The organism is Pantoea sp. R13S299 (assembly GCF_048515925.1).
In the GTDB taxonomy this organism is placed as follows: Bacteria; Pseudomonadota; Gammaproteobacteria; order Enterobacterales; family Enterobacteriaceae; genus Pantoea.
Map to the genome: position 1 here is coordinate 2,091,012 of NZ_JBLYEF010000001.1, position 18,597 is coordinate 2,109,608.

19 protein-coding genes are annotated in these 18,597 nt (G+C 56.8%); 4 read left to right on the plus strand and 15 right to left on the minus strand.

Annotated features, from left to right (window positions below; all coding sequences use genetic code 11):
* Nucleotides 1-85: 85 nt before the first annotated feature.
* From purC to dapA, 3 genes are all read right to left on the minus strand, one after another.
* Entirely contained in the window at nucleotides 86-799 is a 714-nt protein-coding gene (gene purC, locus ACN1CO_RS09985; RefSeq protein WP_419138800.1) for a phosphoribosylaminoimidazolesuccinocarboxamide synthase, read from the minus strand.
* 145 nt (nucleotides 800-944) lie between these two features.
* Nucleotides 945-1,976, minus strand: coding sequence for an outer membrane protein assembly factor BamC (gene bamC / locus ACN1CO_RS09990; protein WP_419138801.1), 1,032 nt, complete (start codon nucleotides 1,974-1,976; stop codon nucleotides 945-947).
* Between the two features lie 14 nt (nucleotides 1,977-1,990).
* A complete protein-coding gene (dapA, locus tag ACN1CO_RS09995) occupies nucleotides 1,991-2,869 on the minus strand; it encodes a 4-hydroxy-tetrahydrodipicolinate synthase (protein ID WP_010260008.1) in 879 nt (292 codons plus the stop codon).
* 143 nt (nucleotides 2,870-3,012) lie between these two features.
* Here dapA and ACN1CO_RS10000 point away from each other — a divergent pair, with 143 nt between their 5' ends.
* Together ACN1CO_RS10000 and bcp are read left to right on the plus strand one after the other, a co-directional pair.
* Nucleotides 3,013-3,594, plus strand: a complete 582-nt coding sequence (locus ACN1CO_RS10000; protein ID WP_419138802.1) for a glycine cleavage system transcriptional repressor — start codon at nucleotides 3,013-3,015, stop codon at nucleotides 3,592-3,594.
* A gap of 150 nt (nucleotides 3,595-3,744) precedes the next feature.
* Complete coding sequence (gene bcp, locus ACN1CO_RS10005) at nucleotides 3,745-4,212, plus strand: thioredoxin-dependent thiol peroxidase (RefSeq protein ID WP_419138803.1); 468 nt, start codon at nucleotides 3,745-3,747, stop codon at nucleotides 4,210-4,212.
* Between the two features lie 98 nt (nucleotides 4,213-4,310).
* Here bcp and ACN1CO_RS10010 read toward each other — a convergent pair whose 3' ends face one another.
* From ACN1CO_RS10010 to ACN1CO_RS10050, 9 genes are all read right to left on the minus strand, one after another.
* On the minus strand, nucleotides 4,311-5,876 hold the full coding sequence (locus ACN1CO_RS10010) for a sensor domain-containing diguanylate cyclase (protein ID WP_419138804.1): 1,566 nt from the start codon (nucleotides 5,874-5,876) through the stop codon (nucleotides 4,311-4,313).
* Nucleotides 5,877-6,036: 160 nt separating this feature from the next.
* A complete protein-coding gene (locus ACN1CO_RS10015; RefSeq protein ID WP_419138805.1) occupies nucleotides 6,037-6,867 on the minus strand; it encodes a phosphodiesterase in 831 nt (276 codons plus the stop codon).
* Nucleotides 6,868-6,877: 10 nt separating this feature from the next.
* Nucleotides 6,878-7,861 carry an ABC transporter ATP-binding protein gene (locus tag ACN1CO_RS10020; RefSeq protein WP_419138806.1) on the minus strand — a complete coding sequence of 328 codons (984 nt, stop codon included), beginning with the start codon at nucleotides 7,859-7,861 and terminating at the stop codon, nucleotides 6,878-6,880.
* Complete coding sequence (locus ACN1CO_RS10025; RefSeq protein WP_419138807.1) at nucleotides 7,858-8,673, minus strand: ABC transporter permease; 816 nt, start codon at nucleotides 8,671-8,673, stop codon at nucleotides 7,858-7,860. Before ACN1CO_RS10025 ends, ACN1CO_RS10020 begins: the two co-directional genes overlap by 4 nt.
* A complete protein-coding gene (locus ACN1CO_RS10030; RefSeq protein ID WP_419138808.1) occupies nucleotides 8,670-9,548 on the minus strand; it encodes an ABC transporter permease in 879 nt (292 codons plus the stop codon). Before ACN1CO_RS10030 ends, ACN1CO_RS10025 begins: the two co-directional genes overlap by 4 nt.
* On the minus strand, nucleotides 9,548-10,570 hold the full coding sequence (locus ACN1CO_RS10035) for an ABC transporter substrate-binding protein (RefSeq protein ID WP_419138809.1): 1,023 nt from the start codon (nucleotides 10,568-10,570) through the stop codon (nucleotides 9,548-9,550). Before ACN1CO_RS10035 ends, ACN1CO_RS10030 begins: the two co-directional genes overlap by 1 nt.
* Complete coding sequence (locus ACN1CO_RS10040) at nucleotides 10,554-11,576, minus strand: LacI family DNA-binding transcriptional regulator (RefSeq protein WP_419138810.1); 1,023 nt, start codon at nucleotides 11,574-11,576, stop codon at nucleotides 10,554-10,556. Before ACN1CO_RS10040 ends, ACN1CO_RS10035 begins: the two co-directional genes overlap by 17 nt.
* A gap of 126 nt (nucleotides 11,577-11,702) precedes the next feature.
* Nucleotides 11,703-12,311: a DsrE family protein gene (locus tag ACN1CO_RS10045; RefSeq protein ID WP_033733500.1), complete on the minus strand. Its 609-nt coding sequence runs from the start codon at nucleotides 12,309-12,311 to the stop codon at nucleotides 11,703-11,705.
* A 31-nt stretch (nucleotides 12,312-12,342) separates the two neighbouring features.
* Nucleotides 12,343-12,948, minus strand: coding sequence for a DsrE family protein (locus ACN1CO_RS10050; protein WP_283547337.1), 606 nt, complete (start codon nucleotides 12,946-12,948; stop codon nucleotides 12,343-12,345).
* A gap of 753 nt (nucleotides 12,949-13,701) precedes the next feature.
* Between ACN1CO_RS10050 and ACN1CO_RS10055 the strand changes: the two genes are divergently transcribed.
* The gene (locus ACN1CO_RS10055; protein ID WP_419138811.1) at nucleotides 13,702-15,165 is read left to right on the plus strand and encodes a M48 family metalloprotease; all 1,464 of its coding nucleotides are present in this window, start codon (nucleotides 13,702-13,704) and stop codon (nucleotides 15,163-15,165) included.
* A gap of 51 nt (nucleotides 15,166-15,216) precedes the next feature.
* Nucleotides 15,217-15,558: an arsenate reductase (glutaredoxin) gene (gene arsC / locus ACN1CO_RS10060; protein WP_419138812.1), complete on the plus strand. Its 342-nt coding sequence runs from the start codon at nucleotides 15,217-15,219 to the stop codon at nucleotides 15,556-15,558.
* Here the strand turns inward: arsC and hda are convergent.
* The 3 genes from hda to upp all read right to left on the minus strand — a co-directional run bounded on the left by hda (nucleotide 15,555) and on the right by upp (nucleotide 18,412).
* Complete coding sequence (hda, locus tag ACN1CO_RS10065; RefSeq protein ID WP_195719715.1) at nucleotides 15,555-16,256, minus strand: DnaA inactivator Hda; 702 nt, start codon at nucleotides 16,254-16,256, stop codon at nucleotides 15,555-15,557. The two genes, arsC and hda, sit on opposite strands and share 4 nt — an antisense overlap.
* Nucleotides 16,257-16,364: 108 nt before the next feature.
* Nucleotides 16,365-17,648: a uracil permease gene (uraA, locus tag ACN1CO_RS10070; protein ID WP_179897003.1), complete on the minus strand. Its 1,284-nt coding sequence runs from the start codon at nucleotides 17,646-17,648 to the stop codon at nucleotides 16,365-16,367.
* A 137-nt stretch (nucleotides 17,649-17,785) separates the two neighbouring features.
* The gene (gene upp, locus ACN1CO_RS10075) at nucleotides 17,786-18,412 is read right to left on the minus strand and encodes a uracil phosphoribosyltransferase (RefSeq protein ID WP_009088774.1); all 627 of its coding nucleotides are present in this window, start codon (nucleotides 18,410-18,412) and stop codon (nucleotides 17,786-17,788) included.
* Nucleotides 18,413-18,597: the final 185 nt, after the last annotated feature.

Below are 18,597 nucleotides of genomic sequence, written 5' to 3' on the forward strand. Positions count from 1 at the left end.
AATCACCAGCTTTACACCAAAATGAAAAAAGGAGAGCCGGGGCTCTCCTCTTTCTTTCTGCTTTCTTTGTACGCTGCAGGCAAACTCAGTCGAGTTTCACGCCCAGTCGCTGTGCCACGGCTTCATAGGCTTCGACCACGCCGCCGAGGCTCTGGCGGAAGCGGTCTTTGTCCATTTTATCCAGCGTCTCTTTGTCCCACAGGCGTGCACCGTCTGGCGAAAACTCATCGCCCAGCGTGACTTCACCGTTAAACAGACCAAACTCCAGTTTGAAGTCGACCAGAATCAGACCGGCATCGTCGAACAGCTTGCTCAGCACCTCGTTGGCTTTAAAAGTCAGCTCCTGCATCCGCGCCAGGTTCTGTTTGCTGACCCAGCCAAAGGTTTCGCAGTAGGATTCGTTGACCATCGGGTCATGCTTTGCATCATCTTTGAGGAAAAGATCAAACAGCGGCGGATTGAGCACCATGCCCTCTTCCACGCCCAGACGTTTTACCAGTGAGCCTGCGGCGCGGTTACGAACCACGCACTCTACCGGCACCATCTCCAGCTTCTTCACCAGCGCTTCGGTATCGGACAGCAGCGCTTCCATCTGGGTCGGGATACCCGCTTCCTGCAATTTGGTCATGATGAAGTGGTTAAACTTGTTGTTAACCATTCCCTTGCGATCAAACTGCTCAATTCGGGCGCCATCACCTGCTGACGTATCGTTGCGGAATTCGAGTATCAGCAGATCCGGGTTATCGGTGCTGTATACGGTTTTCGCTTTACCGCGATACAACTCAGCTCGCTTTTGCATCTTGTTCACTCCAGACTTGAAATAACGGGTGTTCAGCGGCCAGTGCCGCTGCGGCGATTGCCTTGACGCAATCGTTTACTTCGCCGCGCGCTATTATGCCAAAAACAAAATAAAAAGGCCGGAGAATCTCCGGCCTGAGGCAACTTTATTTGTTCAGCGCCGCCTGGAACACGGCCACCAGCGCATCGTTCTGCGACTGGGTCAGCACATGCCCTTTCGGGTCGATGAATTGCAGACTGGTGCGGTTGTCGAGATCACCGACCTGCACTTTGTAATCACCGTTTTCTAATTCCGGATCTTTCGCACCCACTGAATCCCAGTCGCTGCTGCTCAGTGACTTGTAGGTCACCTTCATGCTGCCGGTAGAGCGGGTGGTATCGGTCACTTCCATCCCGACGCGTTTCATCGCATCTGGCAGACGCTGCCATGCCACGTTGTATGGCGTACGCAGGATCAGCATGGGCAGGCCGGTATCATCTGCACCGCTCTGCACATCAACGGCACCACTCACGCGACCCGCCGCCGCGTTTTCACTGGCGGTATCAATCTTGTCCAGACCGGTGCTGAGTTCATTCAGCATCTGCGCGGTGTAACGCTGGATCTGCACAGGTGAGGTAATGGTTTTACCATCCTGCTGCAACTCCAGCAGACGCACGGTGAGCTGCTGCTGATAGCTCTGCGACTGCACGCTGATCTGGTAGCGGCCACGGTACTGCTGATCTTCATCAGCACGGTTCCACTGCACCCAGTCGGTCGTCAGCTGCTGGCCAGCGTCATTACGTGAGGCAATCGGGAATTTGTTTGACTGCACGACGCTGACGACGCGTGGCCAGACTGAACCACGATTGCTATCAATCATCAGTGCGCCAGTGTTGTTGGTGAACTGCGCGCGGGTACCGTTCATGAGCGCCAGCGGCTGAGCTGGCGGACGGATGTCGAGCTGCTTGCCGGTCGGTGCCTGGCTGGTGATGCGCGGCACGTCGTAATCACCACGCTGAACCGGCAGGATCATTCCGGCAGGCGCTTTCAGTTCACTTAACTGACTGGCTTCAAGATAAGATTCGTCACCGCTGACCTGGCGCTTATAACGCTGATCGCTTGAACAGGCCGACAACAGCATCAGGGTAGAAAGCCCCACCACTGTGGCTACTGTTGACCGCTTTACTGAGTAATTCATTCAAACTCCCTAAATTATCGCAAACCCGCTTTCACCAGCGCCTGCTCCACTTTCGGCTGGCCGGCTGCAGTCAGTGGCGTCATTGGCAGACGCAGCGTGTCGTTAGCGATTAATCCTAGCTGTTTCGCAGCCCATTTCACCGGGATAGGATTGGGTTCACAGAAAAGCGTCTGGTGCAGATGCATCAGACGCTGATTCAGGCGGCGTGCCTCGACGAAATTGCCCTGCTGTGCAAGTTGACACAGTTCGACCATTTCGCGCGCAGCGACGTTTGCGGTCACCGAAATGACGCCTTTACCGCCCAGTTGCATAAAGTCCAGCGCAGTCGCGTCATCGCCACTCACCAGAATGAAATCTTCATTAACCAGCTCTTGGATCTGACTAACCCGCGATAAGTTCCCGGTTGCCTCTTTGATTCCGATAATATTTTTGATTTCGGCCAGGCGGGCAACGGTTTCCGGCAGCATGTCACAACCGGTACGCGAGGGAACGTTATACAGCATCTGTGGCAGGCTGGTGCTATTCGCAATCGCTTTAAAGTGCTGGAACAGCCCTTCCTGCGTCGGACGATTGTAATAAGGCGTCACGGTCAGGCAACCCACTACGCCGGAATTTTCAAAACGCTTCGTCAGAGAGATGCCTTCAGCGGTAGCGTTTGCACCGGTTCCGGCAATTACCGGAATTCGGCCATCGGCCAGTTCCAGGGTCAGCATCACCACATCACCATGTTCTTCATGGCTCAGGGTTGCAGATTCGCCTGTGGTGCCGACGGAAACGATCGCCGCGGTGCCGCTGGCGACGTGATAATCAATCAGTTTTTTCAGACTCGACCGGCAGACATTACCGCTGTCATCCATTGGCGTAACGAGTGCAACAATACTTCCCGTAAACATTGGCGATCCCCTCGACAAACAAGTGCTTCATGGTACGTTTTACACTTAGGGAAAAGCAAGCAAGCCACGCCATTCCCGCGCTTGTCAGCAGTTTTTTTTATGTTTACCTTATGGTTATTAGCGAAAGCAGAGGAAAAGCCATTTTGCCGCAATCTCAGCCCCATCATCTGGTGATCACCGCGCTCGGTGTTGACCGTCCGGGTATCGTCAATACCATTACCCGACACGTCAGCAGCTGCGGTTGCAATATCGAAGATAGCCGTCTTGCCATGCTCGGGGATGAGTTCACCTTTATTATGCTGCTGTCGGGCAGCTGGAACGCGATCACACTGATTGAATCGACCCTGCCACTGAAAGGGGCAGAGCTGGAACTGCTGATCGTCATGAAGCGCACCAACGCCCGGCTCCGTCCGCCAATGCCGGACACGGCGTTCATTCAGGTTGAAGTCGCCGATTCGCCACATATTATTGAGCGCTTCACCGATCTCATCGATAAGCATCAGATGAATGTGGCCGAACTGGTGTCGCGCATCACACCTGCGCAACACGATTTGCCGCCAACGCTCTATATTCAAATGACCGCCCACAGTCCGACGCGAACCAGTGGCACGACGTTTGAGCAGGCATTTAATACCCTGTGTCAGGAGCTGAATGCGCAGGGGACGCTGCGTCTCTACAGTGTGTCAGACGCCGACAGCAGCGAATCTGTCACCGCAGTACGCTAAGCTTTGGTCCATAAACCGGAGTTATTTCTCCACATAACTGACGCGTGCGCGGCTATGTGGTGAAATACCCCTGATGGTAATCCTGCCTCTGGCCGTTTCTGGCCAAATGGTGTATTACCCACAGCCTGAATAAGAAAATGGAGAGATGTGATGAATCCACTGAAAGCCGGAGATACTGCACCCGCATTTAGCCTGCCAGACCAGGACGGCGAACACGTGAATCTGACCGACTTCCAGGGACAGCGCGTTCTGGTGTACTTCTACCCGAAGGCGATGACACCAGGCTGCACCGTGCAGGCGTGCGGTCTGCGTGACAACATGGATGAGTTGACGAAAGCGGGTGTGGAAGTGCTGGGTATCAGCACCGACAAACCAGAAAAGCTGTCAAAGTTTGTCGAAAAAGAACTGCTGAACTTTACGCTGCTGTCAGATGAAAATCATGAAGTCTGCCAGGCGTTTGGCGTCTGGGGTGAAAAAACGTTTATGGGGAAAACCTATGACGGTATTCATCGCATCAGCTTCCTGGTGGATGCTGAAGGCAAGATCGAAAAAGTGTTTGATAACTTTAAGACCTCGAATCACCACGACATGGTGCTGGATTACATTAAGTCAGCCTGATGTTGAGGGGCGCGGTAGCCTGATCGCCGCGCCCTGCTTAACTCCCCTTCCCAGCACATCTTTACCCTGCCATTACGAAACATCCAGAGTTCAGGCGATTAAGCTGCAGCAACAATAACGCAGTTACGCCCGGCATTTTTCGCCTCATAGAGTGCCGCATCGGCCTGTTTTAAGCTGCTTTCCAGTCCGGCATCCTGCGACCCGTTCCAGGCCGCGACGCCGATAGAGAGGGTAATTCGCCCCACGTCGGTGAGCCAGGCTTCGGCAATGCCGAGCCGCACGCGCTCTGCAATAATCTGCGCCTCATCCAGTGCCGTTCCCGGCAACAGCATCAGGAATTCCTCTCCGCCATTGCGGCAGACGACATCAGACTGACGGGCACTGGCACGCAGTGTGCTCGCCACCTGCTGAATCACCCGGTCGCCCACGTCGTGGCCCCAGCTGTCGTTGACGTTTTTGAAGTGATCGATATCCAGCGCCAGTACCGAGAAAGGCTGGCGCACCGTACGGTAATACTCCAGCACGGCATTAAGACCGCGGCGGTTCAGCAACTGGGTCAGCGGATCGGTCTGCGCTTCCGAGTTAAGGCGGCCGATTTTGTCCTGCACCAGACCAATCCCGGTGAGCAGCGCGCGCTTAACCTGCGCCGCCTCAAAATACCAGGCGGTGATGCCGCCAATCTCTTTTGAAACGCCCTGCGCATCCATCCGGCTGGCTTTACGGGCCAGCTGGAAAAGTGGCCGGGCAATCAGGCGCGCCAGCACCACAGCCACCAGCAGGGTCAGCAGCGCAAACGGCACCGAGTTTTTCAGGACCTTCATTAACAGACCCGACAGCGGATCCAGCGTGACGTTAATCGGCTTCAGCGCCACCACCGTCCAGCCGGTGGTCGGCACCACCGCAAAGCCAGCCAGCTGAGTCGTATTGCCCGGACCGGCCATCATCAGCGAGCCATTAGTCTGATCATCACGCGGACTGACGAGGGCGGGCAGCGTTTTGCCAATCAGCTGACGATTCTGGTGATACAGCACCTCATTATTGCTGTCGAGCACGTAGACCGTGGTGCCATCCCGGTAGAACTGCTCACCCAGCAGCGCATTCAGAATGCTTTTTTTCTTCAGATAGATAGTGCCGCCGATATAGCCCAGGTAATCACCCTCGGGGCTCCAGACTGGCCAGGATACAAACACCAGCAGATTATTGGCGGCAGAAAGCGTGGGTTTACTGATGATCGGCTGTCGCAGCGTGATCGCCTCCCGCGAGGCATCACTGGTGAGGTGCATCCCTTTCAGCGTCAGGGATTCGGGCGAGATCGCTTTGATTACGCCCTGCGCATCCACTATCGCGACTGAGTTGAAACTGGTGGTCTGCTCACGCAGGCGGCTAACTTCACTTTCCAGCAGCCCCGCATTAGTAAAGTCACGGCTGAGCTGGTTGGCGCTGTAGTGCAGTTGCGACTGTGCCAGCTGAAAGAAAATTTCACTGGTTGAGGCGAGCTTGGCGGCATAGGCCCGGTTCGCCTCCAGTGTGGAATCGATCAGCACCTGGCGCTGAACCCGCCAGGTAGCGTAAAGCGTATTCGCGAGCGTGATAACAATGCTGACAATCACCAGCAGGGCGATCAGATTGCGCAAATCGGCCTTGGGCCGAAAGAGCTTTAGCATGGCGTCGCCGCCCCGGAGATGAATGTCATGTCGTAAATGCCTGATTATATTTTTATGTGTGCCAGAGGCCCTGATATCCGGGCTTAAGTCTACACTGTGTCGGCATTTTTGAGCAGCACTAAGACAAATTTCACCCCGCTTAATACAGATTTGGCTGGCACTAATCGATTAATCCCTGGCTGTCGTAAAAGGGCCAGGGGCCTGAAAAGTGACCAATTGCACACTGATGCGTGACCATTCCCTGCCCAGGTTGCCAGCAGTGCAGCAGAAAGCCCGGCGGTTCCAGAATAAAGTGAGCCGGTCCCTCGGGATGCAGATCCAGCGCCACCTGATGCGACACGCCCGGTGCGACGCAGGCCAGGGTACCGGCAAAGCGGGTCTGCAGGCTGCGATGCAGATGGCCACACAGCACCCGCTCAACCTGCGGATGACGGGCAACGATCGCCTCAAGGGCCTCCGGCTGACGCAGCCGTTGCCGATCCATATGCGCAATGCCACAAACAAAAGGAGGATGATGCAGCATCACCAGCGTGGGCTGATCGGCGGCCGCGCTCAGTGCCTGATCCAGCCATTGCAGCTGTTGTTCGTCCAGCTCCCCCCACGGTTGTTGCGGCACGCTGGAGTCCAGCGCCAGCAGCCTGACGCCGCCCACGCTGAGCTGCCAGTTCAGGGGCGGCCCCGCCTGCAGATAGGCATGATCCGGGAAGGCCGCACGTAGCGCCTCGCGGTCGTCGTGATTGCCTGCCATCAGATATAACGGCAGTTGCAGGCGCTGCAGGGCTTCGCGCAGCGTCTGATACTCTTCCGGCCTGCCAAAATCGACCAGGTCGCCGGTAATCACCACCGCATCGGGTCGTGGCTGCAGCGCGTTAAGGGTGTCGATCACCTGCAGTAACGCCGCATGGGTATCGACCTGTTTGTAAGAAAGGCGGCCATTGGCCTTGATATGCAGATCGCTGATTTGCGCGATCACCGTGGGTTGAACAGACACAACAGCCTCCTTAGCAACTGAATTCCAGCGCGGCCTGACTGGTCAGCGACCAGCTGATGCGCTGCCCCGCCTGCCAGATTTCGCGGGCATGACGTTCAACCTGAATGGGGCTATCCAGCCCGATATCGATCAGTAAGCGCTGCGAGGCGCCGAGAAACGTGCTGCCGACCACCACGCCGCGCTGCGGATAACGGGTGTCGTCGGCGAGTAGCACATCTTCCGGGCGGCAAAAACGCAGGGGCTGACCCGTGGGATCGTGCGCAATGCAGTTAATGGCGCCGACAAAATCAGCCACAAAGCGGGAGGCCGGGCGCTGATAGATGCCCTGCGGCGTATCGAGCTGCACCAGACGGCCCTGCTCCATCACCGCGATGCGATCGCCCAGCGCCATCGCCTCCTGCTGATCGTGCGTGACGTAAACGGCGGTGATCGCCAGCCGCTTGAGCAGCGCGCCGATCTCAAGTCGCAATCTGTCGCGCAGCCTGGCGTCAAGCGCCGCCAGCGGCTCATCAAACAGCAGCACTTTAGGCCGGGCGGCCAGCGCACGTGCCAGCGCCACCCGCTGCTTCTGCCCGCCGGATAACTTATCAATCGTGCGATGTGCCAGATGGGTCAGATCAACCAGCGCCAGCATCTCCGCGACGCGCGCCTCACGCTCGGCACGCGGCACGCCCTGCACCTTCAGGCCATAGGCAACGTTCTGCGCCACGTTGAGCGTCGGGAACAAGGCGTAGTTCTGGAACACCATGCCGACATTACGTTTCTCAATCGGCAGCGCGGTGACATTCCGCTGATCAAACCAGATCTCGCCCGGTGCATCGCTGCTTTCCAGACCGCTGATGATACGCAGCAGCGTGGTTTTTCCGCAGCCCGACGGCCCCAGCAGCACCAGCGTTTCTCCGGCGTGGACCCGCAGATCGAGCGGATGCAGCGCGACCTGCTGATTGAAGCGACGCGAGCAGTGGCGCAGTGTCACATTGACGGCCTCTTTCATACGGTTTCCTCTTTCTGCTGCCGCGACGTTTGCCGTTCCAGCCAGTGATTACAGGCGTTGAGCAACAGCAGCAGCGGCAAAATCATCATGATAAAAATCAGGGTGTAGGCGGATCCGACTTCCAGCCGCATCGAGGTGTAGCTGTCGGCCAGCCCGACTGGCAGGGTTTTAGTCAGTGGCGTATGCAGCATCCAGGTAATGTTGAACTCCCCCACTGAAAGAGTGATCACCATAAACGCACCCGCCAGAATGCCGTTGCGGCAGTTCGGGACAACCACAGTAAAGAAGCGATGCCAGAAGCCCGCGCCCAGGCTGGCGGCGGCCTCTTCGAGGCGCGGCAGATCAATCGCCTGCATCACCGACAGCACCGGCCGGATCATAAAGGGCAGCGTAAAGAGCACCTGGCCGATCAGGATGAATAGCCAGCTGTCGCGCAACGCGCTGAACTGACCATAAAGCAGAATGATGCCCAGCGCGGTGGCAAGGCCCGGCAACGCCACCGGCAGCATCAGGCACTCTTCAATGCGTGAGGCCCAGCGTGACGGTGACTTCAGTAAGCCCCATGCGGCGGGCACACCAGCAATCACCGTTACCGCCAGACAACTCAGCGCGATCAGCAGCGACAGCCAGAAAGTGTCGGCATACATCTGCCACACCTGTTCCACCCACTTCAGCGTCAGGCCGCTGCGCAAACCCGCGAAGTAGTTCTGCGTCACGCCCGCCAGCATTGAGAGCACGACCGGCGCGATCATAAACAGCGCGGTGAGACTGGTGATCGCCACCTGCAGCCAGAACAGGCCCCGGCGCTTCATGATGATCGCTCCTTGCGGCGTGCAGCAAGCCCATTAGCCAGCATCAGCGCCAGCCAGGCCACCGCCCCCATCACCACCGAGAGTGCCGCCGCAGTGGCAAAGTTGGCGTAATTGGTGAATTCGCCATAAATGGTCAGCGGCAGCACGGCGAGTTCGGTGCCAAGGGTGAAAGCGGTGCCAAACGCGCCCATGCTGGTGGCGAAACAGAGCGCGCCACAGGAAAGCAGCGCCGGTTTCAGCCCGGGTATAATGACGTCCATTATGATGCGCCACTGGCTGGCCCCCAGTGAACGGGCCGCCTCTTCCAGCGAGCGATCCAGCTTCTCACTGGCCGCCACCAGCGTCACGATGGCGCGCGGCAGCGAAAAGTAGAGATAGCCAATAAATAAGCCGCTGAGCGAATAGGCGAAGACCCAGCGTTCATGAAACAGGCTGAGGCTGAGTTGTGCCAGCACACCCTGACGCCCCGCCAGCATCACCATCAGAAATCCCACCACCACACCCGGAAAGGCCAGCGGAAAGGTCAGCAGCGCCAGCAGCGTGCCTCGTCCGGGAAAGCGCTGCCGCGCCAGAAAGCAGCCTACTACCGCAGCAATCAGCAGCGTCACCAGCGTCACCGCCGCCGAGAGCAGCACGGTATTCAGCAGGCTTTGCAGATACTGCGGCTGGCTGATCACCGTCCAGTAGCCGCTGTGGTGCGTGGTGCGATCCTCTGTCATACCGATCTGCAACAGGCGGGCAAACGGCAGCAGCCAGAAGGCCGCGAAGAAGAGCAGCGCAGGCAACAGCATCCACGGCCAGTTGGCCCCCAGCGGCCGGAGCCGGTGGCGAGCCGATCCGCCAGAGGCAAACGGCTTGATAGCTGAGAGTGACATCAGCGAATCTCACTCAGATAGCGGGCAGAGAAGCCCTTCTGCGCATCGGCCATCTGCTGATAATCGACCGTGTGGGCACGCGCATAATCGCTGTCAGGCAGGAAATATTTTTTCGCTTCGGCTGACATTGCGCCAGCCCGCACCGGACGCAGCCAGGCATTGGCCCAGATCGCCTGACCGGCATCTGACAGCACAAAATCAATCACCTTCTTACCGTTGGCCGGATGCGGCGCGTTCTTCACCAGACTGATGACGTATGGCACCGTGACCGTTCCCTCGCTCGGGATCACAAACTCGACGTTGGCGTGATCTTTGTAGCGGGCACGATAGGCGTTGAAGTCGTAGTCGATCAGAATCGGGATTTCGCCCGAAATCAGCCGCGCATAGGCGGTCTGCTTAGGCACAATCGGCTGGTTACGTTGCAGCGCTTTGAACCAGTTAATCGCCGGGGTGAAGTCATGCAGGCTGCCGCCTTTGGCCTGATTCACCGCGACCGCCGCAACATAGCCCACAAAGGCGCTGGCCGGATCGAGATAGCCCACCATGCCTTTATATTCCGGCTTCAGCAGATCATCCCAGGAGCGTGGCACTGGCGCGCCACCTAAGGCATCAACATTGACCATAAAGCCCATGGTGCCGGAGTGCAGCGCCACCCATTTGCCATTCGGATCCTTCATGCCAGCCGGGATCTGATCCCAGTTAGCCGGTTTGTAAGCGCTGACCACGTCGGCGCTGACGGCCTGAATGCCGAAGCTAACGCCGTAATAGACCACATCGGCGACCGGATTGTTTTTCTCGGCGACCAGCTGCGCCAGCGCCTGACCCGAATTTTTATTGTCCTGCGGCACATGAATGCCGGTGGCTTTTTCGATCGCCTGGAGCTGTGTGGCCCAGTCGGCCCACTCTGGCGGACAGTTGTAGCAGATCGCATTTTCCGCCGCCTGCGCCCACGAACTGGTGAGCGCGCATCCGGCCAGCAGTGCAGCGCTGGCGATCTGTCTGATATTAACGGTGAGTGACATGATGTTTCCCTGAAATAGAACTATGAAATGCCGGGGCGATACTCTCCCCGAGCCGTAAGTGATGGGCCAGCAGGTGGGTTTTGCCGCCCGGATTCAAAAGCAGATCAATGGCGCGCGTGCCCATCAGCGCAATCGGCTGAACCACGCTCGCCAGTGACGGTGAAAGCTGTTCGCCCAGCTCAATGCCGTCGAAACCGATGACGGAGAGCTGGTGGGGTACGCTGACGCCAGCGCGCGCTGCGGCACCCAGCAGGCTGATAGCCAGCAGATCGTTACTGCAAATCACCGCCGTCAGCGGCGAAGAGGCATTCATCAGCGGCAGCAGCGGTCTGAAATCGGAGTGGATATGGCTGGGCATCTCAATCATCGCCTGCGGCTGGAGACCCGCCTGCTGCATGGCCTGGCAGTAGCCGAGATAGCGCAGACGGGCACGGTCAGATTGCTGCATCGGGCCAGCGGCCATAACGATGTGGCGGTGGCCGAGAGCGATGAGATGGGCGGTCGCTTCCGCCATCGCTTTGCGATTGTCGACGCACAGCGCGGGCCATTCATGCTGTTGCGGCACGTTGTGGGTCAGCACAAAAGGCATCTTCGCCGCCGACAGCGTCGGCAGCAGCGCACTGCTGTCGGCGTCTGCTACCGTCAGAACCAGACCGGCGACACGCTGGTGCAGCATATGTTCGACTATGGCCGCTTCCCGCTCCGCCTGATAATCACTGGTCGCGACCAGCAGCGCATAGCCTGCCTGTCGGGCCTGCTGCTCCATCGCCTGCAGCTGCAGGGCAAAAACCGGATTGAGCAGTGAAGGCAGCAGAACGCCAAGCGTGGTGGAGTGCTGAGTGCGGAGTTGACGGGCAATATGATTCGGGCGAAAGCCCATCTTTTCGGAGGCGGCAAGCACCTTTTGCAGCGTGCCAGGTTTCAGCAGGTGAGGATCAGAAAAAGCACGCGCAGCGGTTGCGCGGGAGACCCCAGCCAGTCTGGCTACGCTGATTAAATCGGTCATGACGGCCTCGTTTATCGTGAATGAGATCGATCTCATTGCGACGTAAACTAGCGGCGTTATATGACAGGCGTATCACAGCAATTTGACTGGCAGGTGACAGCGGCAGTGACGCCGCTGTGGGGGAAATTAAAGCATCAGGAAGGCGTAACCGCTGTTTTCCAGGGTGGCAACGGTGGTGCCGCTGGAGATGGTGTGGGTGACCATCGGGTCGATCCAGTTACGATCGAGCTGATGAAACGCTACAGACTGATCGCAGATAGTGACCTGAACGCCCGCTTTTTTCAGCTCGCTGATTAGCTTCAGGTTCGGGTTATCGACGCCGTAGGCTTTGCTGAACTGGTCATTATTCAGGGCTGATGAAACGGCGTCGCCGTTAATCGACACCACAAATTTCAGCTGGTCGAGAGGTACACCCGCCGCATAATAGAGGTTGGTGACACGCGCAACGCGCTCCAGACCCAGATTCGGCTTACGAATATCGCCGTCATTGTGGTTAATCTGGAAAACAATTTTATTACTCAGACCCGCTGTCGTGCCGGGTTTAAATGCAGGCGTATCGACATAATGTATTTTGCCGTAACCTTCGATTGCTGGCGTACTCCAGAAATCAGCCGGCTCGGATTTATTATCTGCCATTTTGCCGCTGACCTTATCGAATAATTCCGGCAACTGTAAAACATTGCCCCCGATAAATCCTGCTACGGCTGCCATCACTACTAAAGCTGCTGGACGCATTAATTCTTCTCCCGGTCGTTTAAAACATCAATTACATTGCCAGCCACGCGTAGCCCTGATTTTGCAGGGTGGATACGGTGGTCGGACTTGAAAGTGCATGGATGACTGATTTATCAATCCAGTTATTCGGATAGTGATGGAATGCCACGGACTGATCGCAGACCGAGACTTTCACCCCCGCCTGATTCAGCTCATTAATCAGCTTCAGGTTTGGATTTTCAATGCCATAAAACTTTTTGAAATGGGCGTTATCCAGCATAGCTGGCGTCGCGTCACCGGTGACCGAAACCACGAACTTCAGCTGGTCGGCCGGCACGCCAGAGGCGATATATAAATTCACCACGCGCGCCACACGCTCCAGTCCCAGATTCGGTGCGGTCATCGCGCCGTCACTTCGGGTGATCTGGAAAACAATTTTGTTGCTCAGGCCCGCGACCGGTTTAAACGCGGCATCAGGCTCGTAATGAATTTTTCCGTACCCTTCAATCGCCGGTGTGCTCCAGAATCCTGGGGCTTCCTGTGGCTCGGTGGCAAAATGACGTGTCACTTTGTCGTAAATATCGCCACTCTGTGTGACAGCCGCGCCAACGACGCCGCCAATAATGGCGATTAACGCGTATGAAACAACTGAACGCATAACACTTCTCTCCGGCAAATAATGTCTGGCAGATTCAGGACTGAATCAGGTCGGCTATCTATACCACAGCGCCGATATAATTCTCGCTTCTGTAAATCCGGGTCAACGCGCGGCTGATAACCGCTGAAATTATTCATGGCAGGAATTAATCGAAAAGTTTCATCATGCGAAAAAAAACCTCTTACCGGGAATGGACCTGACTATTTCGCCCGTTCTCTTTGTGAATGAACGTAGCCGGAAAAAATAACAGCCAGGATAATCTGGAATCAGGAAGGGTAAAGCGGCAGAGACGATTTATATTTTCGATGACGGAGAGACGTTTAGCGGCTTAGCGCGCAGAGTTTTTTCAGAGTAGACCTGGAAAAACTCGTGCCATATTCAGTTTTTTTGAGTGAATTTACATAACTTTATAAAAAGAACGTGAACTGCGTCAGGTGTCTGGCAGCATATTCTGCTTTAATCCGCCGGAGCATTACCGCAATAAAGAGCTAAGCGGCAACTTAAGTGCCTGCGCCCCCGGCGACAACGCGCCAGCCTTTACTCGTTTAACCACCGTTTAAGTTGCAGGATGTTCAATTTTTTTCTTCATAATCGGCAATCTTGCACAAATCGCGCCGGGAGTCTGCGAGAAAACGACATTTCATTCTTTTGGTGCTCTGGTTAAGATAGTCACGAACCGTCGTTATCTGCGAAAAATGGAACATTCCCGCTGCGCACCTGTCCATTTTCAGGGCCTCTCTACAGGATTAAGGCATGTTGAACCGGTTAAAGAAAACGCTGATCGCCGCGCTCCTTCCGACGCTCATTTTCACCACTCTGACACCTGCCAGGGCCGATGTCAGTGATTCACTTCCCGATATTGGCACCACGGCCGGTTCGACGCTGTCGATTAATCAGGAACTGCAGATGGGCGATTTTTATGTGCGCCAGCTGCGCGCCAGTGCGCCGCTGATCAACGATCCGCTGCTCAATCAGTACATTAATCAGCTGGGACAGCGGCTGGTGTCGCACGCCGATTCGGTGAAAACCCCGTTCCACTTCTTTCTGATCCAGAATGATGAGCTTAATGCCTTTGCCTTTTTCGGTGGCAACGTGGTGCTGCACTCGGCGCTGTTCCGCTTTACCGACAATGAAAGCCAGCTGGCCTCCGTCATGGCGCATGAAATCTCACACGTCACCCAGCGCCATCTGGCGCGCGCCATGGAAGATCAGAAGCGCAATGCGCCGCTGACCTGGGTCGGCGCGCTGGGCTCTATTCTGCTGGCGATGGCGAGTCCGCAGGCTGGCATGGCCGCACTGACCGGCACCCTGGCGGGCACGCAGCAGGGGATTATCAGCTTTACCCAGGGCAATGAGCAGGAAGCCGACCGCATCGGGATTCAGGTGCTGCAGCGCTCAGGATTTGACCCACAGGCGATGCCAAACTTTCTGCAGAAGCTGGCCGATCAGAGCCGCTTCTCCTCGAAGCCGCCTGAAATCCTGCTGACGCATCCCCTGCCCGACAGCCGTCTGGCGGATGCCCGTAACCGCGCCAACCAGATGCGGCCGGTGGTGGTGCAATCGACTCAGGACTTCTATTTCGCCAAAGTCCGGTCGCTGGGCATGTACTCCACGGGCCGTAATCAGCTTACCGACGAACTGCTGAGCCAGTATGCCAGCGGCAATTCCCGTGAGCAGCTGGCGTCACAATATGGCAAAGCGATACAGTTTTTGCAGGCGAAGAGTTATGCCGATGCGAAGCGCATTGTCACGCCGCTGCTGGCAAAGCAGCCTAATAATGTCTGGTTCCTGGACATCATGTCGGACATTGATATCGGCCTGAATCAGCCACAACAGGCTATCGCCCTGCTCACCGCCGCCACCGGTGCCAAAAACAGCCCGGTGGTGCAGCTCAACCTGGCGAATGCCTACGTGGAAGCGAAACAGTATGCCAGCGCCAGCCGTATTCTGAACCGCTATACCTGGGATAATAAAGACGACCCCAACGGCTGGGATTTACTGGCTCAGGCCTCTGCGCAGCAGGGATTGCATGATGAAGAGTTATCGGCGCGGGCAGAGAGTCTGGCGCTGAATGGCCAGCTTGATCAGGCGATCACCACACTGAGCAACGCCAGCGCACAGGTGCCCCTCGGCAGCCTGAAACAGGCACGCTACGATGCGCGTATCGATCAGCTGCGCCAGTTACAACAGCGCTTTAAGCAGTATCAGAAAGGCTAAGCACTCACGCTGCCAGCGCGGCGTGAAGAGAGAATAAAAGGAGAGTCTGAGATGGTGACGATTTATCACAACCCGCGCTGCAGCAAGAGCCGCGAAACGCTGGCGCTGCTGAACGCCCGCGGCATTGAGCCAGAAGTGGTGCTCTATCTGCAGACGCCACCCGATCGCGAGACGCTGCAAATCCTGTTAAAGAAACTGGGGATGCAGAGCGCAGGAGAGTTAATGCGGACGAAAGAGGCGATCTACAGTGAGCTGGCGCTCGGCGACAAAGGCGAAAGTGCGCTGCTGGATGCGCTGGTAGAAAATCCGGTGCTGATTGAAAGGCCGATTGTGATCAACGGCGACAGGGCGCGGATCGGACGTCCGCCTGAAGCGGTGCTCGACATTCTTTAAAGGCCGAGCGTCTCTTTAACAAAGGGAATGGTGAGTTTTCGCTGCGCGCTGATCGAGGCGCGATCAAGCCGATCCAGCGTATCAAACAGCGTACGCATTTCACGATCCAGTCGCTTCAGCAGGAAGCGACCCACATCTTCCGGCAGCTCAAATCCACGTAATCCGGCACGCAGTTGCAGCGCCTGCAATTTGTCTTCATCGGAGAGCGGTTGCAGTCGATAGATCTGTCCCCAGTCCAGCCGCGAGGCGAGATCGGGCAGCTGCAGATTGAGCTGGCGTGGCGGACGATCGCCGGTGATAAACAGGCGCGTATTGCCGGTTTCCAGAATACGGTTATAGAGATCGAAGATCGCCATTTCCCACTCCGGCTCGCCTGCAATGCATTCGATATTATCGATGCAGACCAGTGACAGCTGCTCCATCCCTTCCAGTACTTCCGGCACAAACCAGGTGCGTTTATCCAGCGGAACGTAACCGACCGCTTCGCTGCGCGCTGACATTTCGGCGCAAGCGGCGTGCAGCAGATGGCTCCGCCCACCGCCTTCGCGTGACCAGAAGTAGAGATAGCTGCCATGTTGTTGATTAAGAGCGCCTTTTAGGGCGGCAATCAGCGACGGGTTTTCCCCCGGCCAGAAGCTGGAGAAGGTTTCATCGTCAGGTAAATAGAGTGGCAATGACAATTGTGCCGGCGTGTTCAGAAGCACCTCAGCAAGAGAACAAGCAAAAAATCGGGGGAAGTCTAACACAGTTTTCAGAAAGAGATGAATGGGGCGTCCCTGCCCCGGATCCTCTCAGGCTCGCTGCGATCAATGCTCGCGCGGTTCTTCAGCCTCCAGCACCACTTCTTCCGGTCTGAGCCACGAAATCACCCGGAAGATCAGCGCCAGGCCGACACCCACGATCGTCGCCAGCGCCATGCCTTTCAGCTCCGCCGCACCGATATGCACCTTCGCACCACTGACGCCGATGATCAGGATCACCGAGGTAAGGATCAGGTTCTGCGCTTTGTTGTAATCCACTTTGGATTCGATCAACACGCGGATACCGGATGCGCCAATCACGCCATACAGCAGCAGCGATACGCCGCCCATGACCGGAACCGGGATCGCCTGGATCACCGCCGCCAGTTTGCCGACGCAGGAGAGCAGGATCGCCAGAATCGCCGCGCCGCCAATCACCCAGGTACTGTAGACGCGGGTAATTGCCATCACACCAATGTTTTCGCCGTAGGTGGTATTGGGCGTGGAGCCAAAGAAGCCGGAGATCACGGTGGATAAGCCGTTGGCAAACATCGAACGATGCAGGCCAGGATCGCGAATCAGATCTTTTTTCACGATGTTGGCGGTGACCACCAGATGACCGATATGCTCAGCAATGACCACCAGCGCCGCAGGCAGAATCGTCAGCATCGCCACCCACTCAAAGCGCGGCGTATAGAAGGTTGGCAGCGCAAACCACGGGGCTTTGACTACGCCGCTCCAGTCAACGATGCCCATAAACGCGGAGAGCAGATACCCCGCCACCACGCCCACCAGAATCGGGATGATCGCCAGGAAGCCACGGAACAGCACCGAACCGAAGACCGTGACGCCCAGCGTGACCAGCGAAATCAGCACGGTTTTACTGTCGGGCGCACTGCCTTCAGCGGGCAGCAGGCCGGCCATATTCGCGGCGACACCCGCCAGCTCCAGACCGATGACGGCGACAATGGCGCCCATCGCCGCAGGCGGAAACATCACGTCGAGCCAGCCGGTTCCGGCGCGTTTCACAATCAGCGCAACGATGCAGAACAGCACACCGCACAGGATAAATCCGCCCAGCGCAACCTCGTAACCCAGCGGCAGCAACAGCAGCACCGGCGAGATAAAGGCAAAGCTTGAACCAAGGTAGGCAGGAATTTTGCCTTTACAGATAAAGAGATAAATCAGTGTGCCGACGCCGTTAAATAACAGCACCGTCGCCGGGTTGATGTGGAACAGAATCGGAACCAGTACCGTGGCACCAAACATGGCGAACAGGTGTTGCAGGCTGAGTGGAATGGTTTGCAGTAACGGCGGTCGTTCACTGACGCCAATGGCGCGACGAGTCATCATTTATCCCCTTATGTTTTTTTATCCCCGGGGATTCGCGCCTCTGGCACAGCAGCAGGTGCGCCTTGCGGCAGAACGAATCCATTCGGGGCGTTTTTTTGCCAAAAAAAAGCCGACTCTCTGGTCGGCTGTGCGATTTATTTGGTTCCGAAAATCTTGTCCCCGGCATCGCCGAGCCCGGGAATGATGTAACCCTTTTCGTTCAGTCCCTGATCCACTGACGCAGTATAAAGCTCAACGTCAGGATGCGCTTTCTCCAGCGCGGCAATCCCTTCTGGTGCGGCAACCAGAACCAGTACTTTGATGCTGGTGCAGCCCGCTTTCTTCAGCAGGTCGATAGTAGCAATCATGGAGCCACCGGTCGCCAGCATCGGGTCGACCACCAGCGCCAGGCGCTCTTCGATGTTAGAGACCAGCTTCTGGAAATAGGGAACCGGCTCCAGAGTCTCTTCATCACGGTAAACACCGACCACGCTGATACGTGCGCTGGGAACGTGCTCCAGCACCCCTTCCATCATGCCCAGGCCGGCACGCAGGATCGGGACCACCGTGATTTTTTTGCCTTTGATCTGATCGATCTCTACCGGGCCGTTCCAGCCCTCAATGGTGACGCGCTCTGTTTCCAGATCGGCGGTCGCTTCGTAGGTCAGCAGGCTGCCCACTTCAGAGGCCAGCTCGCGAAAACGCTTTGTACTGATATCATGCTCACGCATCAGGCCCAGTTTATGTTTGACCAGCGGGTGTCTGACTTCCACGATCTTCATTGGTGTTCTCCCGGAATGAGTTGAGCTAAAAAAAATCGCGGGATTATACCGCCTTTTGCGCTCTGCGCCACCTGCTCTTGCGCAAAGCCGCGGGATTTACCGGGACAAATAGAGGATTAATGAAAATCGCCCGATGCGCAATGCCGGACTCGCAAACGTTTGCCTGCACTGATAGAATTGCCGCG

Excerpts from the sequence above, each read along its gene's own strand:
- ACN1CO_RS10010 (WP_419138804.1), bottom strand. The coding sequence starts at position 5,876 with ATGCTAAAGCTCTTTCGGCCCAAGGCCGATTTGCGCAATCTGATCGCC.
- arsC (WP_419138812.1), top strand. The coding sequence starts at position 15,217 with ATGGTGACGATTTATCACAACCCGCGCTGCAGCAAGAGCCGCGAAACG.
- dapA (WP_010260008.1), bottom strand. The coding sequence starts at position 2,869 with ATGTTTACGGGAAGTATTGTTGCACTCGTTACGCCAATGGATGACAGC.
- ACN1CO_RS10040 (WP_419138810.1), bottom strand. The coding sequence starts at position 11,576 with ATGACCGATTTAATCAGCGTAGCCAGACTGGCTGGGGTCTCCCGCGCA.
- ACN1CO_RS10025 (WP_419138807.1), bottom strand. The coding sequence starts at position 8,673 with ATGAAGCGCCGGGGCCTGTTCTGGCTGCAGGTGGCGATCACCAGTCTC.
- bcp (WP_419138803.1), top strand. The coding sequence starts at position 3,745 with ATGAATCCACTGAAAGCCGGAGATACTGCACCCGCATTTAGCCTGCCA.
- ACN1CO_RS10035 (WP_419138809.1), bottom strand. The coding sequence starts at position 10,570 with ATGTCACTCACCGTTAATATCAGACAGATCGCCAGCGCTGCACTGCTG.
- uraA (WP_179897003.1), bottom strand. The coding sequence starts at position 17,648 with ATGACTCGTCGCGCCATTGGCGTCAGTGAACGACCGCCGTTACTGCAA.
- ACN1CO_RS10030 (WP_419138808.1), bottom strand. The coding sequence starts at position 9,548 with ATGTCACTCTCAGCTATCAAGCCGTTTGCCTCTGGCGGATCGGCTCGC.
- upp (WP_009088774.1), bottom strand. The coding sequence starts at position 18,412 with ATGAAGATCGTGGAAGTCAGACACCCGCTGGTCAAACATAAACTGGGC.
- ACN1CO_RS10020 (WP_419138806.1), bottom strand. The coding sequence starts at position 7,861 with ATGAAAGAGGCCGTCAATGTGACACTGCGCCACTGCTCGCGTCGCTTC.
- ACN1CO_RS10055 (WP_419138811.1), top strand. The coding sequence starts at position 13,702 with ATGTTGAACCGGTTAAAGAAAACGCTGATCGCCGCGCTCCTTCCGACG.
- bamC (WP_419138801.1), bottom strand. The coding sequence starts at position 1,976 with ATGAATTACTCAGTAAAGCGGTCAACAGTAGCCACAGTGGTGGGGCTT.
- ACN1CO_RS10045 (WP_033733500.1), bottom strand. The coding sequence starts at position 12,311 with ATGCGTCCAGCAGCTTTAGTAGTGATGGCAGCCGTAGCAGGATTTATC.
- purC (WP_419138800.1), bottom strand. The coding sequence starts at position 799 with ATGCAAAAGCGAGCTGAGTTGTATCGCGGTAAAGCGAAAACCGTATAC.
- ACN1CO_RS10050 (WP_283547337.1), bottom strand. The coding sequence starts at position 12,948 with ATGCGTTCAGTTGTTTCATACGCGTTAATCGCCATTATTGGCGGCGTC.